At 64.3% G+C, this 14,434-nt stretch carries 14 protein-coding genes; 7 read left to right on the forward strand and 7 right to left on the reverse strand.

Translation table 11 applies throughout. From position 1 onward, the window contains the following. The first annotated feature begins 13 nt into the window (after positions 1-13). Positions 14-985, forward strand: a complete 972-nt coding sequence (locus CSE6_RS05805) for a BMP family protein (protein ID WP_059440073.1) — start codon at positions 14-16, stop codon at positions 983-985. 24 nt (positions 986-1,009) lie between these two features. Here the strand turns inward: CSE6_RS05805 and CSE6_RS05810 are convergent, their stop codons facing one another. Further along, positions 1,010-1,378: an EF-hand domain-containing protein gene (locus tag CSE6_RS05810; RefSeq protein WP_012836573.1), complete on the reverse strand. Its 369-nt coding sequence runs from the start codon at positions 1,376-1,378 to the stop codon at positions 1,010-1,012. Positions 1,379-1,562: 184 nt separating this feature from the next. Here CSE6_RS05810 and CSE6_RS05815 point away from each other — a divergent pair, with 184 nt between their 5' ends. Both CSE6_RS05815 and CSE6_RS05820 read left to right on the forward strand, forming a co-directional pair. Further along, entirely contained in the window at positions 1,563-2,129 is a 567-nt protein-coding gene (locus tag CSE6_RS05815) for a cob(I)yrinic acid a,c-diamide adenosyltransferase (RefSeq protein WP_012836574.1), read from the forward strand. Positions 2,130-2,150: 21 nt separating this feature from the next. Then, positions 2,151-3,059 carry a LysR substrate-binding domain-containing protein gene (locus tag CSE6_RS05820; protein WP_059440074.1) on the forward strand — a complete coding sequence of 303 codons (909 nt, stop codon included), beginning with the start codon at positions 2,151-2,153 and terminating at the stop codon, positions 3,057-3,059. Between the two features lie 15 nt (positions 3,060-3,074). Here CSE6_RS05820 and CSE6_RS05825 read toward each other — a convergent pair whose 3' ends face one another. Next, on the reverse strand, positions 3,075-4,298 hold the full coding sequence (locus tag CSE6_RS05825) for a D-amino acid dehydrogenase (protein ID WP_059440075.1): 1,224 nt from the start codon (positions 4,296-4,298) through the stop codon (positions 3,075-3,077). 279 nt (positions 4,299-4,577) lie between these two features. Here CSE6_RS05825 and CSE6_RS05830 point away from each other — a divergent pair, with 279 nt between their 5' ends. Next, positions 4,578-5,459 (forward strand): amino acid ABC transporter substrate-binding protein, encoded by an 882-nt coding sequence (locus tag CSE6_RS05830; protein ID WP_059440076.1) that lies wholly within the window; start codon positions 4,578-4,580, stop codon positions 5,457-5,459. A 1-nt stretch (position 5,460) separates the two neighbouring features. Beyond that, entirely contained in the window at positions 5,461-6,189 is a 729-nt protein-coding gene (locus tag CSE6_RS05835) for an aspartate/glutamate racemase family protein (RefSeq protein ID WP_059440077.1), read from the forward strand. Between the two features lie 143 nt (positions 6,190-6,332). Here CSE6_RS05835 and CSE6_RS05840 read toward each other — a convergent pair whose 3' ends face one another. The 4 genes from CSE6_RS05840 to boxC all read right to left on the reverse strand — a co-directional run bounded on the left by CSE6_RS05840 (position 6,333) and on the right by boxC (position 11,609). After that, positions 6,333-6,935 (reverse strand): HD domain-containing protein, encoded by a 603-nt coding sequence (locus CSE6_RS05840; protein ID WP_059440078.1) that lies wholly within the window; start codon positions 6,933-6,935, stop codon positions 6,333-6,335. Positions 6,936-7,073: 138 nt separating this feature from the next. Continuing rightward, positions 7,074-8,375: a benzoyl-CoA 2,3-epoxidase subunit BoxA gene (boxA, locus tag CSE6_RS05845; RefSeq protein ID WP_034406699.1), complete on the reverse strand. Its 1,302-nt coding sequence runs from the start codon at positions 8,373-8,375 to the stop codon at positions 7,074-7,076. 108 nt (positions 8,376-8,483) lie between these two features. Beyond that, entirely contained in the window at positions 8,484-9,908 is a 1,425-nt protein-coding gene (gene boxB / locus CSE6_RS05850) for a benzoyl-CoA 2,3-epoxidase subunit BoxB (protein ID WP_059440079.1), read from the reverse strand. Between the two features lie 42 nt (positions 9,909-9,950). Beyond that, positions 9,951-11,609 carry a 2,3-epoxybenzoyl-CoA dihydrolase gene (gene boxC, locus CSE6_RS05855; protein WP_059440080.1) on the reverse strand — a complete coding sequence of 553 codons (1,659 nt, stop codon included), beginning with the start codon at positions 11,607-11,609 and terminating at the stop codon, positions 9,951-9,953. A 304-nt stretch (positions 11,610-11,913) separates the two neighbouring features. On the opposite strand from boxC, the gene CSE6_RS05860 reads away from it, so the two are divergent. Then, complete coding sequence (locus CSE6_RS05860) at positions 11,914-13,113, forward strand: threonine ammonia-lyase (RefSeq protein WP_003065229.1); 1,200 nt, start codon at positions 11,914-11,916, stop codon at positions 13,111-13,113. A 21-nt stretch (positions 13,114-13,134) separates the two neighbouring features. Here CSE6_RS05860 and CSE6_RS05865 read toward each other — a convergent pair whose 3' ends face one another. Further along, the gene (locus CSE6_RS05865) at positions 13,135-13,905 is read right to left on the reverse strand and encodes a slipin family protein (RefSeq protein ID WP_003065227.1); all 771 of its coding nucleotides are present in this window, start codon (positions 13,903-13,905) and stop codon (positions 13,135-13,137) included. A gap of 303 nt (positions 13,906-14,208) precedes the next feature. Here CSE6_RS05865 and CSE6_RS26005 point away from each other — a divergent pair, with 303 nt between their 5' ends. Further along, complete coding sequence (locus CSE6_RS26005) at positions 14,209-14,346, forward strand: hypothetical protein (protein ID WP_003059912.1); 138 nt, start codon at positions 14,209-14,211, stop codon at positions 14,344-14,346. Positions 14,347-14,434: the final 88 nt, after the last annotated feature.

The following is a 14,434-nucleotide window of genomic DNA, read 5'->3' on the forward strand; positions in this document are numbered from 1 at the left end:
AGAAGAGACAACAATGAGCAGCGAGAAACTGTATTCACCCCGTAAGCCACGCTATGCCGTGGTGCTGTTTGGCCCCGAAGGGCAGGGCAGTTTCAACGAGTCGGGACTGCGCGGAGCCCACAAGGCCAGAGATGCCGGTCATGAGGTCGATGTGCTCTGGGTGGCCGGCCAGTCGGCGCAGCAGCGCGCCGCCGAAATGTCCGCATTGTGCGGCGGCCGCTATGCGCTGATTCTTGCGCATGGCGGTCAGGGTGACGGTCCGGTGAAGATCCTGGCCGAGCGCTGGCCCGAGCAGGCCTTTGCGGTCACGCAAGGCAGCTGGGCGGCAGCCAATGTGGCGCGTTACGAGGTGCTGCAGGAGCAGTCGGCATTCCTCGCCGGCGTGCTGGCCAGCCAGTGGAGCAAGACGGGCAAGGTGGGGCATTTCTCGGGCGAGAAAGTGCCGCCGGGTCTGCGTGGCCGCGCGGCCTATGCGGACGGTCTCAGGCGCGCCGGCTTCGAGGGGCAGCTGGTCACCCAGTTCTGCGGTCACCAGCATCGCCCGGGCTGGGCCCGGACCTGTGTCTCGGCAATGGTCGAGCAGACGGGCCTGGACATTGTGTTTGCCATGCTGGATGGCGGCCGCCCCGGCGTCACGCAGGCCTGCCGGGCGCATGGCGTGGCGCAGATCGGCAATGTGCTGGACTGGGTGGCGCGCGACCCCGAGGTGTTTGTAGCCTCGGCGATCTGCGACTCCGGCGAGGCCTTGTTTCGCGCCGTCGAGGACCATGCCCGGGGTCTGCTGCCTCTGGGTGGCTATCGTGCCTTTGGCCTCGAGGAGCCGAGTCTGGTTCGGCTGGAAATGGGGGCCGGGGTGAGTGCTGCGCAGCGCAGCCTGGTCGAAGACTGGGCGCAGCGCCTGCTGCGCCGCGAGTTCGAGATTCACCTGGACTATGCCGGGGCCGAGTTCGCCTTGCCGCAGGAGGAGCTCGGCGCTGCGGCGTGACCAGGAAAGCGCCGCGGCAGGGCCTCAGTACTGCTGAGCACCCTTGTCGAATTCGGCGCGTGACAGCTGGCCGTTGCGGTCGCTGTCGATCTCTTCGAAGCGCTGGGAGATGACAGGCAGCTGGCGTGCTTCCTGCGCACTGAGCTGACCGTCGCGATTGGCGTCGGCACGCTCGAAGGCCGCTTGCACGCTGCTTTTTGCAGTCGGCGCCTGCTGCACGCCGGTGGCGGAACCCGACTGCACGATGCGCGCAGGCTCCTTGTTGTTGCCGGCGTTGCCGCCGCCGGTTTGCGCAAAAGCCATGCCCCCGCCCAGGGTGAGCGCAGAAAACAGCACCACGCTGACGACTTCGAATGACGAGACCTTGCAATTGAGCAGATTCTTCTTGTTCATGAATGGCATTCCTTCTCTATGCGATAACAGGAGTGCATTGCACCCTGTGAGGCGGCAAAGGGCCAGCACTTTTGCCTGCTGTTGCCTCAGACTACATTTGCCTGCGGGCTGTAACGCACAATGGCGGCAGTATCTGAGGGCCGCTCCGGCCCTGAAAACTCGCAGCTTTGACAAGGGATGACCCATGGGCAACCGCCTCACGCAAATCGCCACCCGCACCGGAGATGACGGAACCACCGGCCTCGGAGACAACACCCGCGTTTCCAAGAACAGCGGCCGCCCGCATGCCATGGGCGATGTGGATGAACTGAACTCGCATATCGGCCTGCTGCTGTGCGAGCCAATGCCCCAGGAGGTGCGCGACCTGCTGATCGACATCCAGCACCAGTTGTTCAACCTGGGCGGCGAGCTGTCCATGCCGGGCTATGAGCTGCTCAAGGACGATGCACTGCTGCAGCTCGACAACGCACTGGCCCACTACAACGCACAGTTGCCGCGTCTTCAGGAGTTCATCCTGCCGGCCGGCACACGTGCTGCCGCCCAGGCCCATGTATGTCGCACCGTGGCGCGCCGTGCCGAGCGCCAGGTGGTGGCACTGGAGCAGGCCGAGGCCATGCGAGCCGCGCCGCGCCAGTATCTGAATCGTCTGTCCGATCTGCTGTTCGTGCTGGCCCGCGTGCTCAACCGCCTCGACGGCGGCGACGATGTGTACTGGAAGAGCGAACGCTTGGCGCGCGCGCAGTCCGAGTGAGGCGGTGGCAGGAGGCCGGGCATGCGTCTGCGACATATCGAAGTCTTCAATGCCGTGATGCAGACCGGCAGCGTCAGCGCGGCCGCGCGCCTCATCAACGTCACCCAGCCCGCAGTCAGCCGCACGCTGCAGCATGCCGAGTTGCAGATGGGCTTTGCGCTGTTCCAGCGCGCGCGGGGGAGGCTGACGCCGACCAATGAAGCGCTGGCCCTGTTTCCGCATATCGAGAAGCTGTTCGAGCAGCTCGACGAGGTGCAGCGCCTGGCCGCCAATCTGCGTCATGGTCAGTCGGCCGACCGGCTCAATGTGCTGACGGTGTTCGCGCTCAGCCGCGAGGTGTTGCCGCGCGCCGTGGCGGGCTTCAGGCGTCGCCATCCGCAGGTCCAGGTGCACGTGCAGGCGCTGCACACGCCGCAGGTGGTGTCGGCCCTGCTGCTGCAGGAGGCCGACGTGGGCTTTGTGATCAGCTCCGTGGGCCAGCCCGCGCTGGAGCACGAACTGCTGGCCGAGGTCGACATGTTCTGTGTGCTGCCCAAGGGACTGCTGCCGCCTTCGCGCGTGAGCGCCGAAGGCATGGAACTCAAGGATCTGGCCGATCTGCCCGTGGTCGCGCTCGATGCGCGCGACCCGCTGGGCATGCGCCTGGGCCAGGCCTGCCGCGAGCATGGCGTGGGGCTGTCGCCTGTGGTGACGGTGCAGACCTACCATGCGGCGCTGTCCATGGCCGAATACGGGCTGGGCGCGGCCATCATGGATGGTTGCACGGCCCTGGCGGCCGACCGGCGCCGAGTGCATGTGGTGCCGCTGCTGCCGCGCATCACCGTGGGAGTGAATGCGCTGAGCCTGCCTCAACGCCCGGGCTCGGTGCTGGCGCGCGCCATGACCCAGGAAATGCGCAAGGCCCTGCAGGAGCTTCTGAGCGCCTCCTGAGCGGCAGGCCCGCGCTCAGGCAGCGTGCATCTGCGCGACCAGCCGCTGTGCCGAGCCGAAGGCCAGCGTCAGGCCCAGCGCGCCATGGCCGGTCTGCAGCCACAGATTGCGCGGGCCGCCGCGCTGGCGGCCGGTGATGGGCAGGCCCGTGGGGGTGGCCGGGCGCATGCCGCTCCAGGGATGCAGCGAGCCCTGCAGCGGCAGCTGGGCAAAGACCTGCTGCGTGGAGCGGCGCAGGCTGTCGATGCGGGCCGGATCGATGCGTGTGTCGCGGCCGATGATCTCCACCATACCGGCCACGCGCAGGCGCTCGCCCAGGCGTGCGAACACCACCTTGCGCGCGGTGTCGGTCACGCTCACGCGCGGCGCGGCCTGGCTGTGGTCGGATGCTATGTCCACGGTGATGCTGTAGCCCTTGAGCGGATAGACGGGAAGGCGCAGGCCCAGCTGGCGCGCGTGGGCTGGGCTTTCCCAGCCGCTGGCCAGCACGTAGTGCTCGGCCTGAAGCAGGCCTGCGGCGGTGCGCAGGCCCGTGACGGCGTCGCCCTGGCGCTCGAAGCCCAGCACCTCGGTGTCGTAGCGCAGCTCGGCGCCGCGCACGGCCAGCAGCACCGCCAGCTGCTCGCACAGCTGGCGGCAGTCGGCGGCGCTTTCGCTGGGGGTGTGAACGGCGCCCGCCATGCGGCCCCTGTAGCCTGCCAGCGCGGGCTCCAGGCGCACGGCGGCGGTGGCATCCACCACCTGCTGGCTGGCACCGCCAAGGCGCGATTGCAGGGCCACCTGCCGGGCTGCGGCATCCAGGCCCTGCTGTGTGTCGTACAGCACCAGCTTGCCCGGCGTGTGCAATGCGCAACTCAGGGACTCCTGCGCCTGCAGGCTCTCGAAGGCCTGCCGGCTTTCGGCGGCCAGCCTCAGCAGCGCCTGCGTGCCGGCCATGGAGGCGCGTGCATTGCAGGCGCCCAGAAAGCGCAGCCCCCAGGCCCATTGGGCGGGATCGGCGCGCAGACGCAGGGCCAGCGGCGAGTCCTTTTCCAGCAGCAGCTGCGGCAGCATCTTCCAGATACCGGGATCGGCCAGCGGCTGCACATAGGAATAGCTGAGCTGCGCGCCGTTGCCGCCGCTGGCGCCCGTTGCCGGGCCGGGCCCGCGCTCCAGGATCGTGACGCGGCAGCCCGCGCGCTGCAGCGCATAGGCGGTGGCCAGGCCGACGATGCCGGCGCCCACGATGCAGACATGCATTGATCGTTTCTTCATGCTGCCGCACTGTAGGCCCGTACGGGGCTGCGCAGCCATGGCATTTGACATGCAGGGTATGCACCCAGGTTATGGTCTGCCCACGCGATGTCGATGTATGCGTGCGGCCGGGCGGCCCTCGGTCGCGGTGTTTACCGGAGCATGGCAGTGCCTGCGCTGCCACCCATAAACCAGGGACATGGACCAGCCCGATATTGTCATCCCCCGAAGCTGGGCGCGCTTTCTACACTGGCGGCACATCCACCACCGAAGAGGAGACACCGCATGCAACTTCACTCCACCGTGCTTTGTGCGGCACTGGGCCTGGGTTTTCTGGGCGCTGCCCATGCCGATACCCTGGCCAAGGTGCGCGACAGCGGGCGCATCACGCTGGCCTACCGCGAGTCCTCCGTGCCCTTCAGCTACCTGGACAACGGCAAGCCCATCGGCATGACCGTGGAGCTTTCGCAGACGGTGGCCGAAGCCGTGAAGAAGCAGTTGAACCTGCCCGCGCTGGAGGTGCGCTGGCAGGCCGTGACCTCGCAAAACCGCATGCCGCTGCTGGCCAACGGCACCATAGACCTGGAGTGCGGATCGACCACCAACAACACGGTGCGGGCCAAGGAGGTGGGTTTTGCCATCAACCACTTCTACACCGGCACGCGGCTGCTGGTGAAGAAGAGCTCGGGCATCCAGAACTATGTCGACCTCAAGGGCAAGACCGCGGCCATCACCACCGGCACCACCAATCTGCAGGTGCTGCGCAAGGCCAATGCCGAGCAGGGCTGGGGCATGAACATCGTCATGGCCAAGGACCATGCCGACGGCTTTCTGCTGGTCGAGAACGACCGCGCCGCAGCCTTTGGCATGGACGACATCCTGCTCTATGGCCTGATCGCCAACGCCAAAAATCCCAAGGATTTCCACGTCGTGGCCGATGCGCTGCAGGTCGAGCCCTATGCCTGCATGCTGCGCAAGGACGACCCGCAGTTCAAGCAGCTGGTGGATGGCGTGATCGGCGACATGATGAAGTCGGGCGCTTTCGCCAGGCTCTACGACAGATGGTTCATGAAGCCCATTCCGCCCAAGAACGCAGCACTGGGTCTGCCCATGAGCGAGCAGCTGCAACGCAACCTGCAGGAGCGCGGCGACAAGCCGGCGTTCTGAGATGCAGGCAGTGGGCATTCTCGGCGGCATGGGGCCTGCAGCGGGCGCGGATTTCGTGCGCCTGTTCGTGCAGGCCTGCACCCGGCACCTGCAGGACCAGGGCCTGCCCGTGCATGACCAGGCCTATCCCGAGCACTGGCTGGTGCAACTGCCCATGCCCGATCGCACACAGGCGCTGCGTCGCGATCCGCAGTCACCTGAGGGCCCGGCTGCGCATCTGCTGCAGGGCGCGGGCCGGCTCGCGGCCCTGGGCGTGCGCAGCGTGGCCCTGGCCTGCAACACGGCCCATGCCTGGCATGGGCAGATACAGGCGCTTTTCCCGCAGCTGCGCGTGCTGCACATCGCGCAGCAGACGGCGCTGTACCTGAAGGCAGGCGGCGCGCGCCAAGCCCTGGTGCTGGCCACGGATGGCACCTATGACAGCGGGCTCTACGACGCGGCGCTGGCCGATTGCGGCATTGCCGCGCTGCGTCCCGGACAGGCGGGTCGGGCCCGGCTCATGCAAGGCATATACGAGGGCGTGAAACAAGGTGACATGCCGCTGGCCATGCAATGCTTCGGCGAGGTGCTGGCGCCGCTGCTGCAGCACCACGGCGCCGTGCCCGTGATCATGGGCTGCACCGAGATTCCGCTGGCCCTGCCGCAGGCGCCGCAGGCCTGTGGCGCCGAGCTGGTGGACCCGGCCTGGATACTGGCCTGCGCGCTGGCGCAGGACGCCTACGCGCATTAGTAGCGGCGAGGGAGGGCCAGAGCCCTGTAAAAAGATGAGCTGCAATCGCCTGCCACACAACAGATAGGTGTCGAATCACGGCCAGATCTATTGATGGGTGTGCGGTGCCAGCTCATCTTTTAATGGTGGTTTGCCGGCACGTGCTAGGACTTCCGGGCGTCCCGCATCTCCGAGTCCATGGCGGCCTTGTAGATGCTTTGCCGGGGCCGCTGCATCAGGCGGCGCAGCATGGGCTCGAATTCGCCGAGGGGCAAGGTCTCGGCCCGGGGATCGAAGGCCGGGTTGTCATAGAGTTCGCAGAACTCGGCCGTGCGCTGGTAGTGCGGATGTTCCCGGAACTGCTCGCGCATGTCCCTGTCCAGGCCGATGTGATGGAAGAAGTAATGGCCCTGGAAGATGCCGTGATGCTGGACCATCCAGTGGTTGGCCTCGCTCACAAAGGGCTGGAGAATCGCTGCGGCAATGTCGGGGTGGTTGAAGCACCCGAGGGTATCGCCAATATCGTGCAGCAGCGCGCACACCACATACTCCTCGTCACGGCCGTCGCGCAGCGCGCGCGTAGCGGTTTGCAGCGAGTGGGTGTAGCGGTCCACCGGAAAGCCGCCATAGTCGCCCTCCAGCAGCTTCAGATGGGCCATCACCCGCTCGGGCAGACCCTGGGTGAACTGTGCAAATTCGCCGCCGATCAACTGCCAGTCTTCACGCGTGCTGTCTTGCATGCGCAGAAAGTTCGCCCGTGCATTCATGCCATGTCTTTCGTGGGTTATGGTCGTTGCACTGTAGGGCGCTGGCAGGGGCTGCGCTGTCAAGGGCATGACATGCAGCCGCAGCGTTGATGCGCGAATCCTGTTTGCCGTCCACAGGATTCGCGCGGGCTCGAGGCCTCAATAGGTTTCCAGGTGCAGACGTCCTTCGCGCTTGAGTCTGGCTCCCAGTTCCTCCCAGCCCAGGCCTGCTTGCTGGGCCACGTCACGCAGGGCCAGAACGACGCCGTCCTCCATGCTTTTGAGACCGCAGACATAGATGTGCGTGTTGTCGTCGCGCAGCAATTCCATGAGATCGGCCGAGCGCTCGCGCATGGCATCCTGCACATAGCGCCTGGGCTGGCCGGCCACGCGAGAGAAGGCGAAGTTGATGTCGATGAAATCCTTGGGCAGGTTTTGCAGGGGGCCGAAATAGGGCAGCTCCTGAGGCGTGCGCGCACCAAAGAACAGCAGCAGCTTCCCGCTGTCGAACTTGCCGCTCTTGCGCAGGCGGCGGCGCCATTCCGTCATGGCGCGCATGGGCGCGCTGCCCGTGCCTGTGCAGATCATCACGATGTGGGAGCGCGGGTGATTGGGCATGAGAAAACTGCTGCCGAACGGGCCTATGACTTGCACCTTGTCACCCACCTGCAGATCGCAGAGATAGTTGCTGGCCACGCCGCGCACGGGCTGGCCCTGGTGATCCTCGACCACGCGTTTCACGGTCAATGCCAGATTGTTGTAGCCGGGGCGCTCGCCATTGCGGGCACTGGCAATCGAGTACTGGCGCGCCACATGGGGCTTGCCGCCGGCATCCACACCCGGCGGGATAATGCCCAGCGACTGGCCTTCGAGCACAGGGAAAGGCATGGCGCCGAAGTCCAGCACGATATGGTGGGTCTCGTTGTCGAAGCCGGCCTCCGTGCAGTTCAGATTACCCACCACCGTGGCCGTCACCGCAGCCTTGGGACCATGCAGATTGGTGTAGGCATGGGCGGCAGACCAGGGCGGTGTGGTGGCTCCGTAACTGGCTGCGCGAAAGACTTCCGCAGCGCCGCTTTCGGCCAAGCCGGCAGCGGCCGCGATCACGGCCTGGGCCTGGCTCAGATCCTGCACATCGCCGACATTCTCGGCCGTCTGCGCGGCGGCCAGCACATCGGCGGAAAGCTCTTCGGGCAGGCTCTCCCAGCCCAGTTGTTCGGCCACGCTGTAGGGCTTGCTTGCCGACACCAGCCGCCAGTTGTCGATGGAGCCGGTCGGGCAGGGCGAGATGCAGTCCATGCAGCCGTTGCACTTGTCCGCCATGACCACATAGTTGTTGTCGTCATGCGTGATGGCGTCCACGGGGCAGGTCGCCTCGCAGGTATTGCAGCGAATGCAGATTTCGGGGTCGATCAGATGCTGCTTCAGGATGCCGTTTTCAATCAGCGTGATGGTGCTCATTTCGTTCTCCAAACCGTGGCAACCCAACTCAGTGACATCGAGCAAGGGCCGCCCCGCCGCGAGGATGTCGTCCCCCTTGGGGGAAGCGGCTCAGCCGCTCAGGGGGGATCAAAATTTCACATACTCGAAGTCCACGGGCTGGCGATTGATACCCATGACCGGCGGGGCAATCCAGCCGGCAAACTTGCCGGGCTCCAGGCATGGCTTCATCAGTGATGCGACAAAGCTGCGGTCGTCGTCGCTGGCCAGCCACTCGTTCTTCCTGGCCAGCCATTCCGGCTCGCTGACGGGACGGCCGTCGGGGCTGATGCGCACGCCTGCCAGCGCGCCGATCTGCCGGTTGAAGGCCTTGTGCGGCACCGTCAGGCGGAAGTCGATTCCGGCCTTTTCCATCACCTTGTTCCAGCGGCCCACACCGGCATTGCTGTCCTTGATGTAGTCGTCGCGCAGCACCTCGTTCAAGGCGTTGAGCATGGGCACTTCCTTCTCCTGCAACTTGCCGTCCACCACCTCCAGAACCTTGTAGTTCTGGTCGTGCAACCTGTGGTCGTCCTCGCGCTTTCCCTCTTCGTAACGGCCCTTGAGGCCCGAGCTGTAGAAGGTGGCGGCATTGCTCGACTGGTCGGCACCAAACAGGTCGATGGTCACGCTGTAGTGAAAGTTCAGATAGCGCTGAATCGTGGGCAGGTCGATGACGCCCGCGCTGCGCAGCTTGTTCACATCGTCGGTCTTGAGTTCGTTCATGACTTGGCAGGTTCGGGCCAGCACGCGCGAGACGCCGGACTCGCCGACAAACATGTGGTGCGCCTCTTCGGTCAGCATGAATTTGGTGGTGCGCGCCAGCGGGTCGAACGCGGATTCGGCCAGCGCTGCGAGCTGGAATTTTCCGTCTCTGTCGGTGAAGTAGGTGAACATGAAGAACGCCAGCCAGTCCGGCGTTTTTTCGTTGAAGGCGCCCAGAATGCGAGGGTTGTTTTCATCGCCGCTCTGGCGCTCCAGCAGTGCCTCGGCTTCCTCGCGTCCGTCACGTCCGAAATGCTTGTGCAGCAGGTAGACCATGGCCCAGAGATGGCGGCCTTCTTCCACATTGACCTGGAACAGATTGCGCAGGTCGTACATGGACGGTGCGGTCAGGCCAAGGTGGCGCTGCTGCTCCACCGATGCGGGCTCGGTATCGCCTTGCGTGACGATGATGCGACGCAGGTTGGCGCGGTGCTCGCCGGGCACGTCCTGCCAGGCTTTCTCGCCCTTGTGATCGCCAAAGTGAATGCTGCGTTCCTGATCCGCCGGGTTCAGGAAGATGCCCCAGCGATAGTCACGCATCTTGACGTAGCCGAACTGCGCCCAGCCCTGCGGATCCACGCTCACCGCGGTGCGCAGATAGACATCGTAGTTGGTCGATCCTTCGGGGCCCACGTCGTCCCACCAGCGGATGAAATTAGGCTGCCAGCTCTCCAGGGCACGCTGCAACGTGCGGTCGCCGCTGAGGTCCACGTTGTTGGGAATCTTCTGGCTGTAGTCGATGCTGCTCATGGGGTGTCTCCTGTGATGTTTTGCCGATTCAGGGCCGTTGGCTCATACCCTGTTGAAATCGAAGCCGGCTTTCTGTCCGGTGCCGTAGAGCTTCAGCGCCCCTTTTTCGCCCACCGCGTTGGGGCGGTTGAAGATCCAGTTCTGCCAGGCCGACAGACGCCCGAAGATGCGCGTGACCATGTTTTCCTGGCTGGCAAAACGCAGGTTCGCTTCCAGACCCGTGAGCGCATCGGGCGACATCGCGGCGCGCTCTTCCATGGCGATGCGGATCTCGTCTTCCCAGTCGATATCGTCAAGCGCGGCGGTGACCAGTCCAAGCTGTTGCGCGGCATCGCCGTTGAGCGGCTTGCCCACCGCTGCGCGAGCGGCTTCCAGAGGCCCGGACTCCTCATAGAAGCGACGCTGCAGACGGCTTTGATCGTTGACCAGCGGCAGCAGGCCGAAGTTGAAGGCATCGAGCTCGATGACGGGCTCGCGCTCGGGCTCGTCGGGCAGCACCAGCATGTAGGCGCGATCGGCGCAGAAGACCAACTCGGCCAGCATGCCGACAAAGCAGGAGCCGGGCTCGATCAGGGCGAACAGCGAGCGCGACGACACATCGAGGCGTGCAAAGGTACGGCGCAGCAGGCCTGTGGTTTGCTGCACCAGCCAGTGATCCTTGTGCGCAATCAAAGACTGGTCCGCCGCCAGCACGGCGCGCGCATCGCCCTCGGTCTTGAGAATCCAGGTGCCCACATCGAGCTCGTTGGTGCGCAGATGCAGTATGGCGTCGTCGAGCTCGCGGCCCATGGCCAGCGGCCACCAGGCGGCGCCTGCGCTTTCTATGGCTTCAATGCTGCCGGGCTGTTCGCCACGGGGAGCCTTGACCGTGATGGTGGCACTGCGCTTGCTGCGATCGATTTGCACGCTGACGTGGCGATAGTGCAGGCCGTCCGGGCTTTGCTCGCGCTGCAGCCTGGCAAGCTGTACGCCTTTGGCGGAAGCCGGGCGCGGGCTGCTTTCGCCCAGGGCCGTGGCACGTTGCTGCACCACTTCGGCAAACTGTGCGGGCTTGGCAATCGCGTCCACCAGCCGCCAGTCCACGGCGCGCTGGCCGCGCACGCCTTCCACGCTGGTGCAGAAGATGTCGGCCAGGTCGTGACGCACATGGCGCTTGTCGGTCACGCGCGTCAGCCCGCCCGTGCCAGGCAGCACGCCCAGCAGCGGAACCTCGGGCAGTGACACGGAAGAAGAGCGGTCGTCGATCAGCACGATGTCATCGCAGGCCAGAGCCAGCTCGTAGCCGCCGCCTGCGCAGGCACCGTTGACAGCGGCGACGAACTTGAGTCCGTCGTGCCTGGAGCTGTCTTCCATGCCGTTGCGCGTCTCGTTGGTGAACTTGCAGAAGTTCACCTTCCAGGCGTGAGACGAGACACCGAGCATGAAGATATTCGCACCTGAGCAGAAGATGCGTTCCTTGCCGCTGGTCACGATCACGGAGCGCACCTGCGGGTGCTCAAAACGGATGCGGTTGAGCGCATCGTGCAGCTCCACATCCACGCCCAGGTCATAGCTGTTGAGCTTGAGCTTGTAGCCGGGGCGTATGCCTGCGTCCTCGGCGATGTCCAGCTTGAGCCGGGCGATATTGCCATCCACTTCAAACGACCAGTGCCGGTACTGGCTGGGCTCTGTGCGGTAATCGACGTTGGTTTGCTGCTGCATGCTCGGCTCCTGCTGAGATGAAAGATAGTGCAGTTACTGACTCGGTGTTGGCACAATTATGCAGATGCATTGAAAAAAAGCACGTCAATTTAGGCACTATGTTGCATGTTTTGCTGAAACCAAGGGAAATCCTTAGGTGCTCATAGTTCGCGGAACGGCGCCGGATTGGAAGTGTTTTGGCGGCTATTCCATTGCTAGGAAAGGGCGAGTAGCTAGCAATTACTGAGCAACCGAGCCGGATGGCTTTGATTCGCAAACCCAGCACTGGCGCGGGGTGATGAGCTGCTTGCAAAATGGATCCACCATGCTGACCTTTGCAGATATCCAAGCCGCCGCTGCGCGCCTGAATGGCGCCGTCCTTCAAACCCCTTTTGTGGAATCACGCACGCTCTCGCAGATCACGGGGGCGCAGGTCTATCTCAAGTTCGAGAACCTGCAGTTCACTGCATCCTTCAAGGAGCGTGGCGCGCTGAACAAGCTGCTCATGCTCAGCGATGCCGAGCGCGCACGCGGCGTGGTCGCCATGAGTGCGGGCAACCATGCCCAGGGCGTGGCCTATCACGCTCAAAGGCTGGGTCTGCGTGCCGTCATCGTCATGCCGCGCTTCACTCCCGGTGTGAAGGTGGAGCGCACGCGCGGCTTCGGTGCCGAGGTGGTGCTGCATGGCGACACATTGGCCGAGGCGCGAGCCCATGCCTATCAGCTGGCGCAGGAGCAGCAGCTGACCTTTGTCCATCCCTATGACGACGAAGCGATTGCTGCGGGCCAGGGCACGCTGGCGCTGGAAATCCTGCAGGCACAGCCCGATCTGGATGCGCTGATCATTGCCATTGGCGGCGGCGGTCTGATTGCGGGCATTGCCACGGCAGCCAAGGCCATCAAGCCCGAGATGGAGATCGTGGGGGTGCAGACTCAGCGCTTTCCCTCCATGGTCAATGCGCTGCGCCACACAGATCTTCCCATGGGGACTTCGACGATCGCCGAGGGCATTGCGGTGACCCAGCCAGGCATCATCACCCAGGAGGTGGTGCAGCGCTGCGTGGACGATTTGTTGCTGGTGGACGAAGGAGATATAGAGCAGGCCGTGCTCATGCTGCTGGAGATCGAGAAGACCTTGGTCGAAGGCGCAGGGGCGGCGGGCCTGGCGGCCTTGCTGCGCTATCCCGCTCGCTTCAAGGGCCGGAAAATAGGTCTGGTGCTGTCGGGCGGCAATATCGACCCCATGCTGCTGGCTGCCATCATCGAGCGCGGCATGGTGCGCTCCGGTCGTCTGGCGCGTGTGCGTGTCAGCGCGCGCGACGTACCCGGCGTGCTGGCCCAGATCACGGCCACGGTGGCCGGAGCCGGCGCGAATATCGAGGAAGTCCATCACCAGCGTGCCTTCACCATGCTGGCCGCGCAGAATGTGGAGATCGAGTTCGTGCTGCAGACACGCGGCCACGCCCATGTGAGCGAGGTGCTGGAGCAACTGCGCCGCGCAGGCATGGAGGCGGCCCTGGTGTGAGGCTTGAGCCGCAGGCCTTGCTCAGGCCTGCAGGGGCGTGATCTTCTTGATCAGCGGGGTCACCAGGTCCATGGGCAAGGGGAACACCACGGTGGTGTTCCTGTCCGCGCCGATCACGGTCAGCGTCTCCAGGTAGCGCAGCAAGATGGCCTGAGGCTCCTGCGCCAGAACTTTCGCTGCCTGAGACAGTTTTTCCGAAGCCTGCAATTCGCCTTCGGCGTGAATCACCTTGGCGCGGCGTTCTCGCTCGGCCTCGGCCTGACGTGCGATCGCCCGGATCATGGATTCGGTCAGATCGACCTGCTTGATCTCCACGTTCGAGACCTTGATGCCCCAGGTGTCGGTTTGCGCATCCAGCGCCTGCTGGATGTCCAGGTTCAGCGATTCGCGCTCTGCCAGCATTTCGTCGAGCTGATGCTTGCCCAATACGGAGCGCAGCATGGTTTGCGCGAGCTGACTGGTGGCCTCCAGATAATTGACCACCTGGATCACCGCCTTTTCCGCATCCACCACGCGCAGATAGATCACGGCATTGACCTTGACCGAGACGTTGTCGCGCGAGATCACATCCTGCGCGGGGACCTCCAGGACCACGGTGCGAAGATCCACCCGTACCACCTGCTGGATGGCAGGAATGATGAAGATCAGTCCCGGCCCCTTGACCTTCCAGAAGCGCCCCAGCGTGAAGACCACGCCGCGCTCATACTCGCGAAAAATCCGGATCGACGCCGTCCCCAGGCCAATCACCAGCATCAGCAGGATCAGCCAGAACAGGAAAGAAGCGCTAACCATAGGAGCCATCCTTTCAGCGAGGGACTTCGGCGCTGCGATCTGACGCGGAACAGTGCACATCGATTTCTTAATCGGCGCCGGGTCGTCCGCAAGCCCAGCATATGCTGTTGCACTCCGAGTGCGAACTTATCTGCGCATGGTCGACATCGAAGAAGTGCTGTTCGCCATTGGCGGACATGGGATGCGGGTCTGAGCGCCAACAGCGGCTATGGCTTTCCCTGAGCCATGTCGCCAGGGCTGTGCCTAGAATGGCTGCAGAGCTTGCTTGTTTCACCGCCTGCTTTCAGGAGGAGCATTGATCACATGTCAGATGATTCCGCAGTGAACCACGAGGCACAGGACGCGGCCGAAGCCGTTGTGCCCTATATTCCCATCATCATTCCCGCCGCTGGCGCCGTGATGATGTTCCTGCTGGCCTTTATTGCCGTGAACATGGCCTAGGCATTCCAACCTTCTCGAGCCCAACCCCGCGACGCGGGGTTTTTTTACGTCTGCGCAGGTTATGAATGAATGCGATATGCATATATTG

The organism is Comamonas sp. E6, assembly GCF_001010305.1.
Taxonomy (GTDB): Bacteria; Pseudomonadota; Gammaproteobacteria; order Burkholderiales; family Burkholderiaceae_C; genus Comamonas; species Comamonas thiooxydans.